This window comes from Enterobacter sp. BIDMC93 (assembly GCF_001037805.1).
GTDB classification, from domain to species: domain Bacteria; phylum Pseudomonadota; class Gammaproteobacteria; order Enterobacterales; family Enterobacteriaceae; genus Enterobacter; species Enterobacter hormaechei_C.
The window spans coordinates 207563-224751 of the sequence record NZ_KQ089962.1 but is presented as its reverse complement, the minus strand read 5'-3'; the positions used below and the strand labels follow the sequence as shown (position 1 = coordinate 224751).

19 protein-coding genes are annotated in these 17189 nt (G+C 57.7%); 14 read left to right on the top strand and 5 right to left on the bottom strand.

Annotation, left to right across the window (positions count from 1 at the left end):
• Positions 1-188: 188 nt before the first annotated feature.
• On the bottom strand, positions 189-509 hold the full coding sequence (gene cyaY / locus SK58_RS01025; RefSeq protein ID WP_006812374.1) for an iron donor protein CyaY: 321 nt from the start codon (positions 507-509) through the stop codon (positions 189-191).
• A gap of 135 nt (positions 510-644) precedes the next feature.
• On the opposite strand from cyaY, the gene SK58_RS01020 reads away from it, so the two are divergent.
• The 8 genes from SK58_RS01020 to corA all read left to right on the top strand — a co-directional run bounded on the left by SK58_RS01020 (position 645) and on the right by corA (position 7576).
• Positions 645-848, top strand: a complete 204-nt coding sequence (locus SK58_RS01020; RefSeq protein ID WP_003860815.1) for an LPS translocon maturation chaperone LptM — start codon at positions 645-647, stop codon at positions 846-848.
• Positions 849-883: 35 nt separating this feature from the next.
• A complete protein-coding gene (gene dapF / locus SK58_RS01015) occupies positions 884-1708 on the top strand; it encodes a diaminopimelate epimerase (RefSeq protein WP_017383590.1) in 825 nt (274 codons plus the stop codon).
• On the top strand, positions 1705-2412 hold the full coding sequence (locus SK58_RS01010; RefSeq protein WP_045338325.1) for a DUF484 domain-containing protein: 708 nt from the start codon (positions 1705-1707) through the stop codon (positions 2410-2412). Before dapF ends, SK58_RS01010 begins: the two co-directional genes overlap by 4 nt.
• Positions 2409-3311 (top strand): tyrosine recombinase XerC, encoded by a 903-nt coding sequence (gene xerC / locus SK58_RS01005; RefSeq protein ID WP_022650173.1) that lies wholly within the window; start codon positions 2409-2411, stop codon positions 3309-3311. The genes SK58_RS01010 and xerC overlap by 4 nt, the downstream gene beginning before the upstream one ends.
• Positions 3311-4027 (top strand): 5-amino-6-(5-phospho-D-ribitylamino)uracil phosphatase YigB, encoded by a 717-nt coding sequence (gene yigB, locus SK58_RS01000; protein WP_048219223.1) that lies wholly within the window; start codon positions 3311-3313, stop codon positions 4025-4027. The genes xerC and yigB overlap by 1 nt, the downstream gene beginning before the upstream one ends.
• Positions 4028-4106: 79 nt before the next feature.
• Positions 4107-6269, top strand: coding sequence for a DNA helicase II (gene uvrD / locus SK58_RS00995; RefSeq protein WP_017383586.1), 2163 nt, complete (start codon positions 4107-4109; stop codon positions 6267-6269).
• A gap of 149 nt (positions 6270-6418) precedes the next feature.
• Positions 6419-6475, top strand: a complete 57-nt coding sequence (gene ysgD / locus SK58_RS23095) for a YsgD/CorL family protein (RefSeq protein ID WP_212743980.1) — start codon at positions 6419-6421, stop codon at positions 6473-6475.
• A gap of 150 nt (positions 6476-6625) precedes the next feature.
• Entirely contained in the window at positions 6626-7576 is a 951-nt protein-coding gene (gene corA / locus SK58_RS00990; RefSeq protein ID WP_032608220.1) for a magnesium/cobalt transporter CorA, read from the top strand.
• A gap of 84 nt (positions 7577-7660) precedes the next feature.
• On the opposite strand, the gene rarD is transcribed toward corA, so the two are convergent.
• Together rarD and yigI are read right to left on the bottom strand one after the other, a co-directional pair.
• Positions 7661-8557: an EamA family transporter RarD gene (rarD, locus tag SK58_RS00985; RefSeq protein WP_017694744.1), complete on the bottom strand. Its 897-nt coding sequence runs from the start codon at positions 8555-8557 to the stop codon at positions 7661-7663.
• 51 nt (positions 8558-8608) lie between these two features.
• Positions 8609-9076 (bottom strand): acyl-CoA thioesterase YigI, encoded by a 468-nt coding sequence (gene yigI, locus SK58_RS00980; protein ID WP_006812366.1) that lies wholly within the window; start codon positions 9074-9076, stop codon positions 8609-8611.
• A 160-nt stretch (positions 9077-9236) separates the two neighbouring features.
• Here yigI and pldA point away from each other — a divergent pair, with 160 nt between their 5' ends.
• The 3 genes from pldA to rhtC all read left to right on the top strand — a co-directional run bounded on the left by pldA (position 9237) and on the right by rhtC (position 12708).
• Positions 9237-10106 carry a phospholipase A gene (gene pldA, locus SK58_RS00975; RefSeq protein WP_003860803.1) on the top strand — a complete coding sequence of 290 codons (870 nt, stop codon included), beginning with the start codon at positions 9237-9239 and terminating at the stop codon, positions 10104-10106.
• A 90-nt stretch (positions 10107-10196) separates the two neighbouring features.
• Positions 10197-12026: an ATP-dependent DNA helicase RecQ gene (gene recQ / locus SK58_RS00970; RefSeq protein ID WP_048219221.1), complete on the top strand. Its 1830-nt coding sequence runs from the start codon at positions 10197-10199 to the stop codon at positions 12024-12026.
• Between the two features lie 61 nt (positions 12027-12087).
• Positions 12088-12708, top strand: a complete 621-nt coding sequence (gene rhtC / locus SK58_RS00965; RefSeq protein WP_006179256.1) for a threonine export protein RhtC — start codon at positions 12088-12090, stop codon at positions 12706-12708.
• Here rhtC and rhtB read toward each other — a convergent pair.
• Positions 12705-13325 (bottom strand): homoserine/homoserine lactone efflux protein, encoded by a 621-nt coding sequence (gene rhtB, locus SK58_RS00960; protein WP_006812363.1) that lies wholly within the window; start codon positions 13323-13325, stop codon positions 12705-12707. The two genes, rhtC and rhtB, sit on opposite strands and share 4 nt — an antisense overlap.
• Positions 13326-13436: 111 nt before the next feature.
• Here rhtB and pldB point away from each other — a divergent pair, with 111 nt between their 5' ends.
• The 3 genes from pldB to SK58_RS00945 all read left to right on the top strand — a co-directional run bounded on the left by pldB (position 13437) and on the right by SK58_RS00945 (position 16243).
• Entirely contained in the window at positions 13437-14429 is a 993-nt protein-coding gene (pldB, locus tag SK58_RS00955; protein WP_015570002.1) for a lysophospholipase L2, read from the top strand.
• Between the two features lie 31 nt (positions 14430-14460).
• Positions 14461-15261 (top strand): sugar/pyridoxal phosphate phosphatase YigL, encoded by an 801-nt coding sequence (yigL, locus tag SK58_RS00950; protein ID WP_015570001.1) that lies wholly within the window; start codon positions 14461-14463, stop codon positions 15259-15261.
• A gap of 82 nt (positions 15262-15343) precedes the next feature.
• Positions 15344-16243 (top strand): carboxylate/amino acid/amine transporter, encoded by a 900-nt coding sequence (locus tag SK58_RS00945; protein WP_048219219.1) that lies wholly within the window; start codon positions 15344-15346, stop codon positions 16241-16243.
• On the opposite strand, the gene metR is transcribed toward SK58_RS00945, so the two are convergent.
• Entirely contained in the window at positions 16131-17084 is a 954-nt protein-coding gene (gene metR, locus SK58_RS00940; RefSeq protein ID WP_015570000.1) for an HTH-type transcriptional regulator MetR, read from the bottom strand. The two genes, SK58_RS00945 and metR, sit on opposite strands and share 113 nt — an antisense overlap.
• Positions 17085-17189 lie beyond the last annotated feature (105 nt).

The window sequence follows — 17189 nt, the reverse complement described above, 5'->3', positions numbered from 1 at the left end:
GAGCCGCTGTTGCCGGGTGGCGCTAACGCTTATCCGGCCTACGGTTTGAGCCGCTGTTGCCGGGTGGCGCTGACGCTTACCCGGCCTACGGTCCGAGCCGCTGTTGCCGGGTGGCGCTGACGCTTACCCGGCCTACGGTTCGAGTCGTTGTAGGCCCGGTAAGGCGTAGCCGTCACCGGGCAACGCAACTACCTGAAACTCACTGCCTCGCCTGCCTGCGCCGTCGCCGCCTGCTCCAGCAGATCCCAGAACGTTTCGCCGCTGCGATCGCAGACCCACTCATCACCTTTCAGATCAAAGTGATAACCGCCCTGTTTCGCCGCCAGCCACACCTGGTGAAGCGGCTCCTGACGGTTAATAATAATCTTGCTGCCGTTTTCGAAGCTTAAGGTCAGGATCCCGCCGTTGATTTCACAATCGATATCGCTGTCGCCGTCCCAGTCGTCGATACGCTCTTCGATGGTCATCCACAGGGTATCGGCAAGGCGATGAAATTCACTGTCGTTCATGGTTTTATTCCTGTTTTTCGTGATGGCGGCAGTATAACGCTAAATAATTCCCGTTGCAGGAAAGCGGCAAACTCTTGCTTTTGTGTCTTCTCCTGCGATGATAGAAACAGATTTGAACTTACGGGCAACCTCTACATGAAAAACGTCTTCCGAACGCTTGTCGTTCTTGTCACTCTGTTTAGCCTGACCGGCTGTGGACTGAAGGGACCACTGTACTTCCCGCCAGAGGATAAAAACGCACCACCGCCGACAAAACCGGTGCAAAGTGGTATCGAGTCATCTACGCCGGATACCAACGATCGCGGCAATAACGGCGGCCCGACTCAGGTCAATCTCTGACAATTACGTTCTGTACCCGCGCAATGGAGCAAATGATGCAGTTCTCTAAAATGCATGGCCTTGGCAACGACTTTATGGTCGTCGACGCGGTAACGCAGAATGTCTTTTTCTCCCCGGAACTGATCCGTCGTCTGGCGGATCGACACGTGGGCGTGGGGTTTGACCAGCTGCTGGTGGTGGAGCCGCCTTACGATCCTGACCTGGATTTTCACTATCGCATTTTTAACGCTGACGGCAGCGAAGTTTCCCAGTGCGGCAACGGCGCGCGCTGTTTTGCCCGCTTTGTTCGGCTGAAAGGGCTGACCAACAAGCGCGATATCCGCGTCAGCACCGCCAACGGCCGGATGGTGCTCAGCGTCACCGACGACGAACTGGTGCGCGTGAACATGGGCGAGCCGAACTTCGACCCCTCTGCCGTGCCGTTTCGCGCCAACAAAGCGGAAAAGACCTATATTATGCGTGCCGCCGAGCAGACAGTATTGTGCGGCGTCGTCTCGATGGGTAACCCGCACTGCGTGATTCAGGTGGATGATGTGCAAACCGCGGCGGTTGAAACGCTCGGCCCGGTGCTGGAAAGCCACGAGCGCTTCCCGGAGCGGGCGAACATCGGTTTCATGCAGGTGGTGAAGCGTGAACACATTCGCCTGCGGGTTTACGAGCGCGGCGCGGGCGAAACCCAGGCCTGCGGAAGCGGTGCCTGTGCGGCGGTGGCCGTCGGTATCTCACAGGGGTTACTGGCAGAAGAGGTTCGCGTGGAATTACCGGGCGGACGTCTTGATATCGCCTGGAAAGGAGCGGGTCATCCACTGTACATGACTGGCCCGGCGACACATGTTTATGACGGGTTTATCCATCTATGAAGCAACCAGGGGAAGAACTGCGGGAACCTGTATCAGAGCTGGACGACAGCGCTGTTGTGGATTACCTGCTGCACAATCCTGAGTTTTTTATCCGCAATGCACGCGTCGTCGAACGGATGCGCGTGCCGCATCCGGTTCGCGAGACCGTGTCGCTGGTTGAATGGCACATGGCGCGCTCGCGCAACCACATCAGTCAGCTCGAAGAGAACATGACGCTGCTGATGGAGCAGGCCAGCAATAACGAAAGCCTGTTCTACCGTCTACTGCACCTTCAGGCGCGTCTGGCTTCCGCGCACAGTCTCGAAGAGTTCCTCAACCGCTTCCACCGCTGGGCGCGCGAGCTGGGGCTGGCAGGCGCGACGATCCGTCTCTTCCCTGACCGCTGGCGTATTGGCGCGCCGTCCGGGTTTACCCATCTGGCGCTGAGCCGTCAGGCGTTTGAGCCGCTGCGCATTCAGCGTCTGGGCCATGAGCACCACTATCTGGGGCCGCTTAACGGGCCAGAACTGCTGGTGGTGCTGCCGGAAGCCAAAGCTATCGGCTCGGTGGCGATGTCGCTGATGGGGCGCGATGGTGACCTGGGCGTGATGTTATTTACCAGCCGCGACGCGCATCATTATGAACAGGGGCAGGGCACGCAACTGTTGCAGGAGATCGCCCTGATGCTGCCTGAGCTGCTGGAGCGCTGGATTGAACGCGTATGACGGACGGACTGCTCGCCACTGACGTCACCCGCTTTCTGCGCTATCTGGGCGTGGAACGCCAGCTCAGCCCTATTACGCTGCTCAACTATCAGCGTCAGCTTGATGCCATCATGCAGATTGCCGATGAAATCGGCCTGAAAAGCTGGCAACAATGTGACGCCGCCACGGTACGCGGGTTCGTCGTGCGTAGCCGTAAAAAAAATCTCAGCCCGGCGAGCCTGGCGCTCCGGCTCTCTGCCCTGCGCAGTTTCTTCGACTGGCTGGTCAGTCAGGGCGGTCTGAAAGCCAACCCGGCAAAAGGGATCGCCACGCCGAAAGCCCCGCGTCATCTGCCGAAAAATATCGACGTCGACGACGTAAACCGCCTGCTGGATATCGATCTTAACGATCCGCTGGCCGTGCGCGACCGCGCGATGCTGGAGGTGATGTACGGCGCGGGCCTGCGTCTCTCTGAGCTGGTGAACCTCGACTTAAAGCACCTCGATCTGGAATCCGGCGAGGTGTGGGTAATGGGCAAGGGCAGCAAAGAGCGCCGCCTGCCGATCGGCCGCAATGCGGTCTCCTGGATTGAGCACTGGCTGGACCTTCGCGGGCTGTTTGGCGCCGACGAAGATGCGCTGTTCCTGTCGAAACTCGGCAAGCGGATCTCGGCGCGTAACGTGCAGAAGCGCTTTGCGGAGTGGGGCATTAAGCAGGGGCTGAACAGCCACGTTCACCCCCACAAGCTGCGCCACTCCTTTGCGACGCACATGCTGGAATCAAGCGGCGACCTGCGCGGCGTACAGGAGCTGCTTGGTCACGCGAATCTGTCGACCACCCAAATCTATACCCACTTAGACTTCCAACACCTTGCCTCGGTGTATGACGCGGCGCATCCACGCGCCAAACGGGGGAAATAATGCGTTTTTACCGCCCACTCGGTCAGATCTCAGCCCTGACGTTTGACCTTGATGACACACTTTACGATAACCGCCCGGTGATCCTGCGTACCGAGCAGGAGTCGCTGGCGTTTGTGCAGAACTACCATCCTGCGCTGAAAGCGATGCAGAACAAAGACTTCCAGCAGCTGCGTCAGTCCCTGCGGGAAACCGAACCGGAGATTTACCACGACGTGACCGAATGGCGCCGCCGTGCGGTTGAGCAGGCGATGCTCAACGCCGGCCTGAGCGCGCAGGATGCGGCCACGGGGGCCGAAGCGGCCATGGAAAACTTCGCCAAATGGCGCAGTCGGATCGACGTGCCGCAGGAGACCCACGACACGCTGGCGAAGCTCGCCGAAAAGTGGCCGCTGGTGGCCATCACCAACGGCAACGCTCAGCCCGAGCTATTCGGCTTAGGTGACTATTTTCAGTTCGTGCTGCGCGCGGGCCCGGACGGGCGCTCGAAGCCGTTCAACGATATGTATCACCTGGCGGCGGAAAAACTGGATTTGCCGCTCGGTGAAATCCTGCACGTGGGCGATGACCTGACCACGGACGTCGCCGGGGCGATCCGCTGCGGCATGCAGGCCTGCTGGATCAAGCCGGAAAATGCCGATCTGATGACTACCCCGGATAGCCGTCTTCTGCCGCACGTGGAAATTTCACGGTTGGCATCCCTCACGACGCTGATATAATCATCAATTGTTCTGTATAAATTAACAGGGTTTTGGCGAATGGAAACATTTGCCTGCCCGACATGACGTGACGGTGCCAATGGACGTTTCTTACCTGCTCGACAGCCTTAATGATAAACAGCGTGACGCGGTTGCCGCCTCGCGTACAAACCTGCTGGTACTGGCTGGAGCGGGCAGTGGTAAGACGCGCGTGCTGGTTCACCGTATCGCCTGGCTACAGAGCGTGGAGAACTGTTCGCCGTACTCGATTATGGCCGTGACGTTCACCAACAAGGCGGCGGCGGAGATGCGCCACCGTATCGCGCAGCTGATGGGCACCAGCCAGGGCGGCATGTGGGTTGGCACCTTCCACGGCCTGGCGCACCGTCTGCTGCGCGCGCACCATATGGACGCTAACCTGCCGCAGGATTTCCAGATCCTCGACAGCGAAGATCAGCTGCGCTTGCTGAAACGCCTGATCAAGGCGATGAACCTCGATGAGAAGCAGTGGCCGCCGCGTCAGGCGATGTGGTACATCAACGGTCAGAAAGACGAAGGGCTGCGTCCGCATCATATTCAGAGCTTCGGTAACCCGGTCGAGCAGACCTGGCAGAACGTCTACAAGGCCTATCAGGAAGCGTGCGATCGCGCCGGTCTGGTGGATTTCGCCGAGCTGCTGCTGCGCGCCCACGAGCTGTGGCTGAACAAACCGCATATCCTGCAACACTACCGTGAACGCTTTACCAACATCCTGGTGGACGAATTCCAGGATACCAACAACATCCAGTACGCCTGGATCCGCCTGCTGGCCGGGGATACCGGCAAGGTGATGATCGTAGGCGATGACGACCAGTCTATCTACGGCTGGCGCGGCGCGCAGGTGGAGAACATCCAGCGCTTCCTCAACGATTTCCCCGGCGCGCAAACCATCCGTCTGGAGCAGAACTACCGTTCTACCAGCAACATTCTGAGCGCGGCCAACGCCCTGATTGAGAACAACAACGGGCGCCTGGGTAAAAAGCTGTGGACCGATGGCGTCGACGGCGAACCGATTTCGATTTACTGCGCCTTCAACGAGCTCGACGAAGCCCGCTTCGTGGTGAACCGCATTAAAACCTGGCAGGAGAACGGCGGCGCGCTGGAGCAGTGTGCCATTCTCTATCGCAGCAACGCCCAGTCGCGCGTGCTGGAAGAGGCGCTGTTGCAGGTGAGCATGCCGTACCGCATTTATGGCGGTATGCGCTTCTTCGAACGTCAGGAGATCAAAGATGCGCTCTCGTATTTGCGTCTGATTGCCAACCGTAACGACGATGCGGCGTTTGAGCGCGTGGTGAACACGCCGACGCGCGGCATCGGCGATCGTACGCTGGACGTGGTGCGTCAGGCCTCGCGCGATCGTCAGCTCACGTTGTGGCAGGCGTGCCGCGAGCTGTTACAGGAAAAAGCCCTTGCCGGGCGCGCCGCCAGCGCATTGCAGCGCTTCCTGGAGTTAATCGACGCGCTGGCGCAGGAAACGGCCGACATGCCGCTGCACGTCCAGACCGACCGGGTGATCAAAGATTCCGGCTTGCGCACCATGTACGAGCAGGAAAAAGGCGAGAAGGGCCAGACCCGTATTGAGAACTTAGAGGAACTGGTGACGGCAACGCGCCAGTTCAGCTACAACGAAGAAGACGAAGACCTGATGCCGTTGCAGGCATTCCTCTCTCACGCCGCGCTGGAAGCGGGGGAAGGGCAGGCCGATACCTGGCAGGATGCGGTTCAGCTGATGACCCTGCACTCCGCAAAAGGTCTGGAGTTCCCGCAGGTGTTCATCGTCGGGATGGAAGAGGGGATGTTCCCGAGCCAGATGTCGCTGGATGAAGGCGGGCGTCTGGAAGAGGAGCGTCGTCTGGCCTACGTGGGCGTGACCCGTGCGATGCAGAAACTGACCCTGACCTACGCGGAAACCCGCCGCCTGTACGGGAAAGAGGTGTATCACCGTCCGTCGCGCTTTATCGGCGAACTGCCGGAAGAGTGTGTGGAAGAGGTGCGCCTGCGCGCCAGCATCAGCCGTCCGGTCAGCCATCAGCGTATGGGCTCGCCGATCTCTGAAACCGACACCGGTTACAAGCTGGGCCAGCGCGTGCGCCACTCGAAGTTTGGCGAAGGCACCATCGTCAACCTGGAAGGCAGCGGCGAGCACAGCCGTTTGCAGGTAGCGTTCCAGGGGCAGGGGATCAAATGGCTGGTGGCAGCCTATGCCAAGCTGGAAAGTGTGTAACTTTCAGAAAAATATCACTATTTTGTAATAATCTGCTAGCCTTATACGTTGAAGGTCAATTAATGCCCTTCAGCGTTCCGTTGCGTGTTGACGCCACAGTTATTGCTGGCGTAACATGCGCGCACGATTACGCTAAGAGGACATTCGCCTTGGACACACCCAGTAGATACTGGCTCAATTCCCTGTCATCCAGGAACAACTCCTAAGGCTATCTCCTCTTGCTGATGGCCTTAGTGGTTGTCAGCGACTGCATCATTCCCGTCGCGCTGAGTCAGGCTGTTTAATGGTCTGAAACCCAATTTGTTTCTGTGTGCCCACCGAACTGTCCGATATTTTTTGCATTGGGAGTCCCGGTCATGTTGAGCGCATTTCAACTCGAAAATAACCGACTGACTCGGCTTGAAGCCGAAGAGTCACAGCCCCTCATTGATGCCGTATGGGTGGATCTGGTCGAGCCGGACGACGATGAGCGCCTTCGCGTACAATCTGAACTGGGGCAAAGCCTGGCGACACGCCCGGAACTGGAAGACATCGAAGCATCCGCCCGTTTTTTTGAAGACGAAGACGGCCTGCACATTCACTCCTTCTTCTTTTTCGAAGATGCCGAAGACCACGCGGGGAACTCCACCGTGGCGTTTACCATCCGCGATGGCCGCCTGTTCACCCTGCGCGAGCGCGAACTGCCTGCGTTTCGTCTCTACCGTATGCGCGCCCGCAGCCAGGCGATGATGGACGGCAACGCCTATGAGCTGCTGCTGGATCTGTTCGAAACCAAAATCGAACAGCTGGCGGATGAAATCGAAAACATCTACAGCGACCTGGAAAAGCTGAGCCGCGTGATCATGGAAGGCCATCAGGGCGATGAGTACGACGAAGCGTTGTCCACGCTGGCAGAGCTGGAAGATATCGGCTGGAAGGTGCGTTTGTGTCTGATGGATACCCAGCGCGCGCTGAACTTCCTGGTGCGCAAGGCGCGTCTGCCGGGCGGTCAGCTGGAGCAGGCGCGTGAGATCTTACGCGATATCGAATCCCTGCTGCCGCACAACGAATCCCTGTTCCAGAAGGTCAACTTCCTGATGCAGGCGGCGATGGGCTTTATCAACATCGAGCAGAACCGTATCATCAAGATCTTCTCGGTGGTGTCCGTGGTGTTCCTGCCGCCGACGCTGGTGGCGTCCAGCTACGGGATGAACTTCGAGTTTATGCCGGAGCTGAAGTGGAGCTTTGGCTACCCGGGGGCGATTATCTTTATGATCCTCGCCGGGCTGGCGCCGTATCTGTACTTTAAGCGTCGTAACTGGCTTTGAGAATCCGCCCGGTGGCGCTGCGCTTACCGGGCCTACAGATCTTGTAGGCCGGATAAGGCGCAGCCGCCATCCGGCAAAAAGGCACTACAGCCCTTTGCGCACCCTGCGCTGGGTATAAATCGCATCCGCAACAAAGATGGCCAGCGCCACCCAGATAAAGGCGAACGTCACCATCTTATCCGCACCCGGCACCTCGCCGTAAAACACCACCGCCAGCAGGAACATCAGCGTCGGGCCAATGTACTGGAAGAAGCCCAGCGTGGAGAGGCGCAGACGCGTTGCCGCGCCGGTAAAGCACAGCAGGGGGATCGTTGTGACCACGCCTGCGGCCATCAGCATCAGGTTCAGCGACCATGGGTTGCTGCCCATGTGGCTGGTGGCGCTGTCGGCAATACCGAACAGGTAGATCGCGGCGACAGGCAGCAGCCACAGGGTTTCAAACAGCATTCCCGTCTGCGCTTCCACCGCAATCTTCTTACGCACCAGGCCGTAAAACGCAAAGCTGAACGCCAGCCCCAGGGCGATAACCGGCAGTGAGCCGAAGGTCCACAGCTGTACCAGCACGCCGCAGAAGGCCAGAATCACCGCCACCCACTGCATCCGGCGAAAGCGCTCACCAAGGAAAATCATCCCCAGCAAAATATTGACCAGCGGGTTAATAAAGTAGCCCAGGCTGGCTTCGAGCATGTGATGGTTATTCACCGCCCAGATAAACAGCAGCCAGTTTCCGCCAATCAGCACCGCAGAGAGAGCGAGCAGGAAGACCTTCTTCGGGGTTTTCAGCAGCGTTTTGACGCCTGACCACTGACGGCTGATACTCATCAGCGCAATCATGAAGAAAAAGGACCAGATGACGCGGTGAGTGAGGATCTCGTCCGCCGGGACATAGGCGATAAGTTTGAAGTACGCCGGTGCGATACCCCAAATAAAATAAGCGGCAAGGGCGAGTAAAACGCCCTGCCGCGTCTGTTTAGCATCCATCGGGAAAATCCGTTACAAAAAAGTGAAGTAATTTTACCCGAATTTGCCGTCTCAACCCACCATATAAGTGGCGGTTGCGCTGGCGATATAAACCTGCTCCTCGTTATGCAGCTCAACGCGGGCGACGGCAACTTTATTCCCGGCGCGCAGCAGGCTGCTGGTGCAGGTGAAGCGGTTTCCGCGTCCCGGACGCAGGTAGTCGACGCGTAAATCGATGGTGCCCATGCGCGACAGGCGCTGGCGTAACTCATCTTCGTTGATGGTGTCATGGCGCGTCAGCGTGCTACCCACGCACACCAGACCGGCCGCCACGTCCAGCGCGGAGGCAATGACCCCGCCGTGCAAAATGCTTTGCGCCCAGTTACCGACCATCATTGGCTGATTATTGAAACTCAGCTGAGCGAAGTCTTTTTCGTATCGCTCCAGCTCAAGACCCAGTGCACGGTTGAACGGCATGTGGTACACAAAAATCTCGCCCACGAGCTTTAAGGTTTCTTCGGCGGTGAGTGTGGCTGACATCTGACGTGGCATCCTTGTTGTTAACAAAATGTTGATTTTATGCTTCAGGATAAAGGAATGCCACTTTAAGAAACGAGGAAGCGGAAGTTATCGCAGAAGTCTGTAGAATGCCCGGACAAAACTATTCATTAAATGTCACCATTTCAGGAGAACACCACCGATGCGGACGTATCTGGGTTGGTTACTGGCGGCGGTTGCGCTGCCCCTCACAGCATATGCGCAGGAAGCGACGATCAAAGAGGTGCATGATAAACCTGCCGTTAAGGGCAGCATCATCGCCAATATGCTTCAGGAGCATGACAATCCGTTCACGCTGTACCCTTATGATACAAACTACGTGATCTACACCCAGACCAGCGATCTCAACAAAGAGGCGATAAGCTCCTATAACTGGTCTGATAATGCGCGTAAAGATGAGGTGAAGTTCCAGCTCAGCCTCGCCTTCCCGTTCTGGCGCGGCATCCTGGGGCCGAACTCGGTGCTTGGCGCGTCTTACACGCAGAAGTCATGGTGGCAGCTCTCCAACAGCGGGGAATCTTCACCGTTCCGCGAAACCAACTATGAACCGCAGCTGTTCCTCGGTTTCGCCACCGATTATGAGTTTGCAGGCTGGACGCTGCGAGACGTGGAGGTGGGCTATAACCACGATTCCAACGGTCGTTCCGACCCAACCTCACGCAGCTGGAACCGCATCTATACGCGTCTGATGGCGCAGAACGGCAATTTCATGGTGGAAGTGAAGCCGTGGTACGTGGTGGGCAGCACCGATGACAACCCGGATATCACCAAATATATGGGCTACTATCAGCTTAAAGTGGGCTATCAGCTGGGTGACGCGGTGCTGAGCGCCAAAGGCCAGTACAACTGGAATACCGGCTACGGCGGTGCAGAGCTGGGCCTGAGCTACCCGGTAACGAAACACGTTCGTCTTTATACTCAGGTGTATAGCGGGTATGGCGAATCGCTGATCGACTACAATTTCAATCAGACCCGCGTCGGTGTGGGCGTCATGCTGAACGATATTTTCTAAGCTGCTCGAATGTTTTTGCGTTAAACGTTGAAGTTTCTCTCTCAGGCGCTGAAAATAGCGCCTGTTTCATTTCTGGCATATGGGGTTAACGTGGCGCAGGCGGAAGTATTGAATCAGGAATCGCTGGCTAAACAGGTTTTGCAGGAAACCTTTGGCTACCAGCAGTTCCGTCCTGGCCAGGAAACCATCATTGAAACCGTGCTGGAAGGCCGCGATTGCCTGGTGGTCATGCCGACCGGCGGCGGAAAATCGCTCTGCTATCAGGTGCCCGCGCTGGTGCTTAACGGCCTGACGGTCGTGGTATCGCCCCTTATTTCCCTGATGAAAGACCAGGTCGACCAGCTGCTTGCCAACGGCGTGGCGGCGGCCTGCCTGAACTCGACGCAGACCCGCGAGCAACAGCAAGAGGTAATGGCCGGGTGCCGCAACGGGCAGATCCGCCTGCTGTATATCGCGCCAGAACGCCTGATGCTGGACAACTTCCTCGATCATCTGGCGCACTGGAATCCGGTGCTGCTGGCGGTGGATGAAGCGCACTGTATCTCCCAGTGGGGGCACGATTTCCGCCCGGAATATGCCGCCCTTGGCCAGCTTCGTCAGCGCTTCCCCGAGCTGCCGTTTATGGCGCTTACCGCCACGGCGGACGACACCACGCGTCAGGACATCGTTCGCCTGCTGGGGCTGAACGACCCGTATATTCAGGTCAGCAGCTTCGACCGCCCGAACATCCGCTATATGCTGATGGAGAAGTTCAAGCCGCTGGATCAGCTCTTACGCTACGTGCAGGAGCAGCGCGGAAAGTCTGGCATCATCTACTGCAACAGCCGGGCGAAGGTGGAAGACACCGCCGCGCGTCTGCAAAACCGTGGCTTTAGCGCCGCGGCCTATCACGCCGGGCTGGAGAACCATATCCGCGCCGACGTGCAGGAGAAATTCCAGCGCGACGACCTGCAAATCGTGGTCGCAACGGTGGCGTTCGGGATGGGGATCAACAAGCCCAACGTGCGCTTTGTGGTGCATTTCGACATTCCGCGCAATATCGAATCCTACTATCAGGAAACCGGCCGCGCCGGGCGTGACGGCCTGCCTGCGGAAGCGATGCTGTTTTACGATCCGGCGGATATGGCGTGGCTGCGCCGCTGTCTCGAGGAGAAACCGCAGGGGCAGTTGCAGGATATCGAACGCCACAAGCTTAACGCGATGGGTGCCTTCGCCGAAGCGCAAACCTGCCGCCGTCTGGTGCTGCTCAACTACTTTGGTGAAGGGCGTCAGGCACCGTGCGGCAACTGCGATATCTGCCTCGACCCGCCGAAGCAGTACGATGGCCTGATGGACGCGCGCAAAGCGCTCTCGACTATCGGACGCGTGAACCAGCGCTTCGGGATGGGCTACGTCGTTGAAGTGCTGCGCGGGGCTAACAACCAGCGTATCCGCGATATGGGTCACGACAAACTGCCGGTTTATGGCATCGGGAAAGACCAGAGCCACGAGCACTGGGTGAGTATCATCCGCCAGCTGATCCATCTCGGCTTTGCCACGCAGAACATTGCCCAGCACTCTGCGCTTCAGCTGACCGAAGCGGCGCGACCGGTCCTGCGTGGCGAGGTTGAACTGAAGCTCGCCGTTCCGCGCGTCGTCGCCCTGAAGCCGCGCGTGATGCAGAAATCCTACGGCGGTAACTACGATCGCAAGCTGTTCGCCAAGCTGCGTAAGCTGCGTAAAGCCATTGCGGATGAAGAGAACATCCCGCCATACGTGGTGTTCAACGACGCGACGCTTATCGAGATGGCCGAGCAAATGCCGCTCAGCGCCAGCGAGATGCTCAGCGTCAACGGCGTTGGCACGCGTAAGCTGGAGCGCTTCGGTAAAGAGTTTATGGCGCTCATCCGTTCCCACGCTGATGGTGATGATGAGGAGTAGTCAGCCGGGCGAAAAAGTGCCAGGATGGTGACTCACTGTATTATTTCCCCGCGAGCTAATTATGTTAATGCTATTTCTCACCGTGGCGTTAGTGCACATCGTGGCGCTGATGAGCCCTGGCCCTGACTTTTTCTTCGTGTCACAAACGGCCGTCAGCCGCTCCCGCAAAGAGGCAATGATGGGTGTGCTCGGTATTACCATGGGCGTCATGGTCTGGGCGGCGGTTGCGCTGCTCGGTCTGAACCTGATCCTGGCGAAAATGGCGTGGCTGCATAACATCATCATGGTCGGCGGCGGTCTGTACCTGTGCTGGATGGGCTACCAGATGCTGCGCGGGGCGCTGAAGAAAGAAGAGAAAAAGCCGGAAGAGCCAAAGGTTGAGCTGGCAACGGGCGGCCGTAGCTTTGTGAAAGGGCTGCTGACCAACCTGGCGAACCCGAAAGCGATTATCTACTTCGGCTCTGTGTTCTCGCTGTTTGTAGGGGATAACGTCGGCGCGGGCGCGCGCTGGGGGATCTTTCTGCTGATCGTTGTTGAGACGTTCGCCTGGTTTACCGTTGTGGCAAGCCTGTTTGCCTTACCGGCGATGCGTCGCGGCTACCAGCGCATCGCGAAGTGGATCGACGGCTTTGCCGGCGCGCTGTTCGCCGGCTTCGGCATTCATCTCATCATTTCTCGCTAAGCATGACGCGCTGACGCAAGCAGCGCGCCAACCAGCATAAACAGCGAACCAAAGACTTTGTTCAGGGCCTTCATCTGTTTAGGCCCTTTGATCCACGCCGCAATTCGCTGCGCCAGCGTCGCGTAACCAATCATCACAATGATATCGACAATAATGGTGGTCGCGCCCAGCACCACGTACTGCATCACCTGTGGCTGATGCGGCACGATAAACTGCGGGAACAGGGCGGCGAGGAACACGATGCTTTTCGGGTTGGTCAGGTTAACGAACACCGCGCGTTTAAACAGGTGGCCGCGTGTTTGCGTCCGGGAGAGCGTATGCAGATCAATCGAGCCTGCGGCGCGCCACTGCTGAATACCCAGCCAGATAAGATACGCTGCGCCAGCCCATTTCAACACCTCGAAGGCCAGCACCGAACGGGAGAACAGCGTGCCCAGACCAATCCCCACCAGCACAATATGAATGCCAAGCCCGGTCTGTAAACCGGCGATTGACGCCGCCGCGCCGCGATAGCCGTGATTAATGGAGGTGGTCATGGTGTTGATTGCGCCCGAGCCAGGTGAAAGGCTGAGGATGATGGATGTCAGCAGGTAGGCGAACCACCATTCGAAGGTCATTTGAAACTCCCGGATCGTCTGTTTTTATGCCACAATACGCTATTGTTGAGTCATTTTGTGACCGGTGACGAAAAAAACGATATTCCCTGAATTACGGGGGGTGGAAACCCAATGTTTCAGCAGAAAAAGGACTGGGAAACACGAGAAAACGCATTTGCTGCTTTCTCCATGGGGCCGCTGACCGATTTCTGGCGCCAGCGTGAGGAAGATGAGTTTATGGGCGTCGGGGAAATCCCGGTACGCTTCGTTCGTTTCCGTGATGAAAAAAATGACCGGGTGATTGTGGTCTGCCCCGGGCGCATCGAAAGCTATATCAAATATGCCGAGCTGGCGTATGACCTGTTCCATCTGGGCTTTGATGTGTTAATTATCGACCATCGCGGGCAGGGGCTTTCTGGCAGGATGTTGCCGGATACCCATCGCGGCCACGTGGATAACTTCAGCGATTACGTCGACGATCTGGCCGCGTTCTGGCAGCAGGAAGTGCAGCCCGGACCGTGGCGCAAGCGTTATATTCTTGCCCACTCCATGGGGGGGGCGATCTCGACGTTGTTTTTGCAGCGCCATAAGCACCAGTGTGACGCCATTGCGCTGACCGCGCCGATGTACGGCATTGTGATACGTTTTCCTGACTGGATGGTGCGCCATCTTCTCGACTGGGCTGAGGGCCATCAGCGCATTCGAGAAGGCTATGCCATCGGAACAGGACGCTGGCGGGCATTGCCGTTTGCCATCAACGTGTTAACCCACAGCCGGCAGCGTTATCGCCGCAACCTGCGTTTTTATGCCGATGAACCGCGTCTGCGGGTCGGCGGCCCCACCTGGCACTGGGTGCGGGAAGGTATTCATGCCGGTGAGCAGGTGCTGGCGGGCGTAGGCGATGATGACACGCCGACGCTACTGATCCAGGCGGAAGAAGAGCGTGTGGTGGATAACCGCATGCATGACCGCTATTGTGAACTTCGCGCCGCTGCGGGCCATCCCTGTGAAGGGGGTAAACCGCTGGTCATCAACGGTGCGTACCATGAGATCCTTTTTGAAAAGGACGCTATGCGCTCAGTCGCGCTCAACGCCATTGTTGAATTTTTCAACAGGCATAACTGATTATTGTTTTCCACCAGAGGTTGAAATCCCTATGTACCAGGTTGTTGCATCTGATTTAGATGGCACGCTGCTTTCCCCCGACCACACCCTGTCGCCTTATGCGAAAGAGACCCTAAAACTCCTGACTGCCCGTGGCGTGAACTTTGTGTTCGCCACCGGTCGCCACCACGTGGACGTGGGACAGATCCGCGATAACCTGGAGATCAAGTCGTACATGATCACCTCTAACGGTGCGCGCGTACATGACACGGACGGCAACCTGATTTTTACCCATAATCTCGATCGTGACATCGCCACCGATTTGTTCGGCATTGTGCATAACAACCCGGATATCGTGACTAACGTTTACCGCGACGACGAGTGGTTTATGAACCGCCATCGCCCGGAAGAGATGCGCTTCTTCAAGGAAGCCGTATTCCAGTACTCACTGTACGAGCCGGGTCTGCTGGAGCCGGAAGGGATCAGCAAGGTATTCTTCACCTGTGTAAATCATGAGGAGTTACTGCCGCTGGAGCAGGCGATCAACGCCCGCTGGGGCGACCGCGTGAACGTGAGCTTCTCCACGCTGACCTGTCTGGAAGTGATGGCGGGCGGGGTGTCCAAAGGTCACGCGCTGGAAGCGGTAGCGAAACGGCTGGGCTTTGATCTGAAAGACTGTATCGCCTTTGGCGATGGCATGAACGATGCCGAGATGCTCTCCATGGCGGGTAAAGGCTGCATCATGCAGAACGCGCACCAGCGCCTGAAAGATCTGCACCCGGAGCTGGAAGTGATCGGCACCAACGGCGATAACGCCGTGCCTAAGTATCTGCGCAAACTGTTCCTTGAATAATCTTCAATTGATTGTTTATTGTTCAGATGTCAACTAAAGAGTTCGCTACAATGCCTCTCCTTCTTTCTGAGAGACAAGCATTGTGGCGCTACTCATTATCACCACTATCCTGTGGGCCTTCTCCTTTAGTCTGATTGGCGAATACCTTGCCGGATCGGTCGACAGCTACTTCTCGGTACTGATGCGCGTGGTGCTGGCGGCGCTGGTGTTCCTGCCGTTCCTGCGTACCCGCGGGCAGTCGCTAAAAACGATACTGCTGTACATGCTGGTAGGCGCGATGCAGCTCGGCATCATGTACCTGTTCAGCTTCCGGGCCTACGTTTACCTGTCCGTCTCGGAATTTCTGCTCTTCACCGTGCTGACGCCGCTCTACATCACGCTGATTTATGACTTGCTCAGCAGGCGCCGTTTGCGCTGGGGATATCTGCTGAGCGCTGCGCTGGCAGTCATTGGCGCTGCGATTATTCGCTATGACAAGGTAAGCGATCACTTCTGGACCGGGCTGATGTTCGTCCAGCTCGCTAATATCAGCTTTGCCATCGGGATGGTGGGTTACAAACGTCTGATGGAGACCCGCCCGATGCCGCAGCATAACGCGTTTGCGTGGTTCTATATGGGCGCGGCGATTGTCGCGGTAGCGGCGTGGTTTCTGCTCGGCAATCCGCAAAAGCTGCCGACTACCTCCGTGCAGTGGAGCGTTCTGGTCTGGCTGGGCGTGGTGGCGTCGGGGCTGGGCTATTTTATGTGGAACTACGGCGCTACGCAGGTAGACGCCGGGACGCTGGGGATCATGAACAATGTGCACGTGCCGGCGGGGCTACTGGTGAACCTCGCCATCTGGCAGGAGCAGCCGCACTGGCCGAGTTTCCTTATTGGGGGAACGGTGATCCTGGCTTCGCTGTGGGTACATCGCCGCTGGGTCGCTCCGCGCTCCGCACAAACGGAAGATGGTCGCACGCGTGGTTCCGCGCTGAGCGAATAAACGCTTCCGTAATCGGCTGACGCTGCTCGCCGTCACGCACGGCGGCGTACAGCCGGCTCCACAGTCCTTCACCCAGGGTTTTGGTGACCACCAGACCCTGGCGTTCAACCGTCTCGACCACCCAGTGCGGCAGCGCCGCAATCCCCATTCTGGCCGCCACCATCTGAATTAACAGCAGCGTGTTATCCACGCTTTTCAGCTGTGGGCTGATGCCCGCGGGTTGCAGGAAATGGCGCCAGATATCCAGACGACTGCGCTGTACCGGGTAAATCAGCAGCGTCTCCGTTGCCAGATCTTCCGGCGTGATACGCGTTTTAGCGGCCAGCGGATGGTCCGGGGCCAGCACCAGACGCACCTCAAAATCAAACATTGGCGAATAGTGCAGACCGCTGCGCGGCAGAATATCTGAGGTCATCACCAGATCCAGCTCACCCTGCTGAAGCGACGGCTGCGGATCAAACGTGACGCCGGATTTGAAGTCCATCTCCACCTGCGGCCACTTCTGGCGGAAGTTCTCAAGCGCGGGGGTCAGCCACTGAATACAGCTGTGACACTCAATGGCGATGCGCAGAGTGGTCTGCTGCGGCTCGTTGCAGGACTGCAACGCGCTGGCAATCTGCGGCAACACCTGGTTCGCCAGCTGAAGCAAAATTTCGCCCTGCGGCGTAAAGCGCAAAGGCTGGCTCTTACGCACAAAAAGACGAAAGCCGAGGCGTTGTTCCAGATCGCTGAACTGGTGAGAAAGGGCAGACTGAGTCTGGTGCAGCGTGGCCGCTGCCGCCGCAAGAGAACCGCAGTTCCGCAACGCTTGTAGCGTTTTCAGGTGTTTAATCTCGATCATGAAAGTCCTTCACTTCGGCATGAACATTTTGCGCTTGAGGAATATACAGTACCTGCCAATTATAGAAGTGTAAACATCTGGACGTCTAAATAACGAATTTCTACA

Coding starts and splice junctions, on each gene's coding strand:
- cyaY (WP_006812374.1), bottom strand. CDS start 509: ATGAACGACAGTGAATTTCATCGCCTTGCCGATACCCTGTGGATGACC.
- SK58_RS01020 (WP_003860815.1), top strand. CDS start 645: ATGAAAAACGTCTTCCGAACGCTTGTCGTTCTTGTCACTCTGTTTAGC.
- dapF (WP_017383590.1), top strand. CDS start 884: ATGCAGTTCTCTAAAATGCATGGCCTTGGCAACGACTTTATGGTCGTC.
- SK58_RS01010 (WP_045338325.1), top strand. CDS start 1,705: ATGAAGCAACCAGGGGAAGAACTGCGGGAACCTGTATCAGAGCTGGAC.
- xerC (WP_022650173.1), top strand. CDS start 2,409: ATGACGGACGGACTGCTCGCCACTGACGTCACCCGCTTTCTGCGCTAT.
- yigB (WP_048219223.1), top strand. CDS start 3,311: ATGCGTTTTTACCGCCCACTCGGTCAGATCTCAGCCCTGACGTTTGAC.
- uvrD (WP_017383586.1), top strand. CDS start 4,107: ATGGACGTTTCTTACCTGCTCGACAGCCTTAATGATAAACAGCGTGAC.
- corA (WP_032608220.1), top strand. CDS start 6,626: ATGTTGAGCGCATTTCAACTCGAAAATAACCGACTGACTCGGCTTGAA.
- rarD (WP_017694744.1), bottom strand. CDS start 8,557: ATGGATGCTAAACAGACGCGGCAGGGCGTTTTACTCGCCCTTGCCGCT.
- yigI (WP_006812366.1), bottom strand. CDS start 9,076: ATGTCAGCCACACTCACCGCCGAAGAAACCTTAAAGCTCGTGGGCGAG.
- pldA (WP_003860803.1), top strand. CDS start 9,237: ATGCGGACGTATCTGGGTTGGTTACTGGCGGCGGTTGCGCTGCCCCTC.
- rhtC (WP_006179256.1), top strand. CDS start 12,088: ATGTTAATGCTATTTCTCACCGTGGCGTTAGTGCACATCGTGGCGCTG.
- rhtB (WP_006812363.1), bottom strand. CDS start 13,325: ATGACCTTCGAATGGTGGTTCGCCTACCTGCTGACATCCATCATCCTC.
- pldB (WP_015570002.1), top strand. CDS start 13,437: ATGTTTCAGCAGAAAAAGGACTGGGAAACACGAGAAAACGCATTTGCT.
- yigL (WP_015570001.1), top strand. CDS start 14,461: ATGTACCAGGTTGTTGCATCTGATTTAGATGGCACGCTGCTTTCCCCC.
- metR (WP_015570000.1), bottom strand. CDS start 17,084: ATGATCGAGATTAAACACCTGAAAACGCTACAAGCGTTGCGGAACTGC.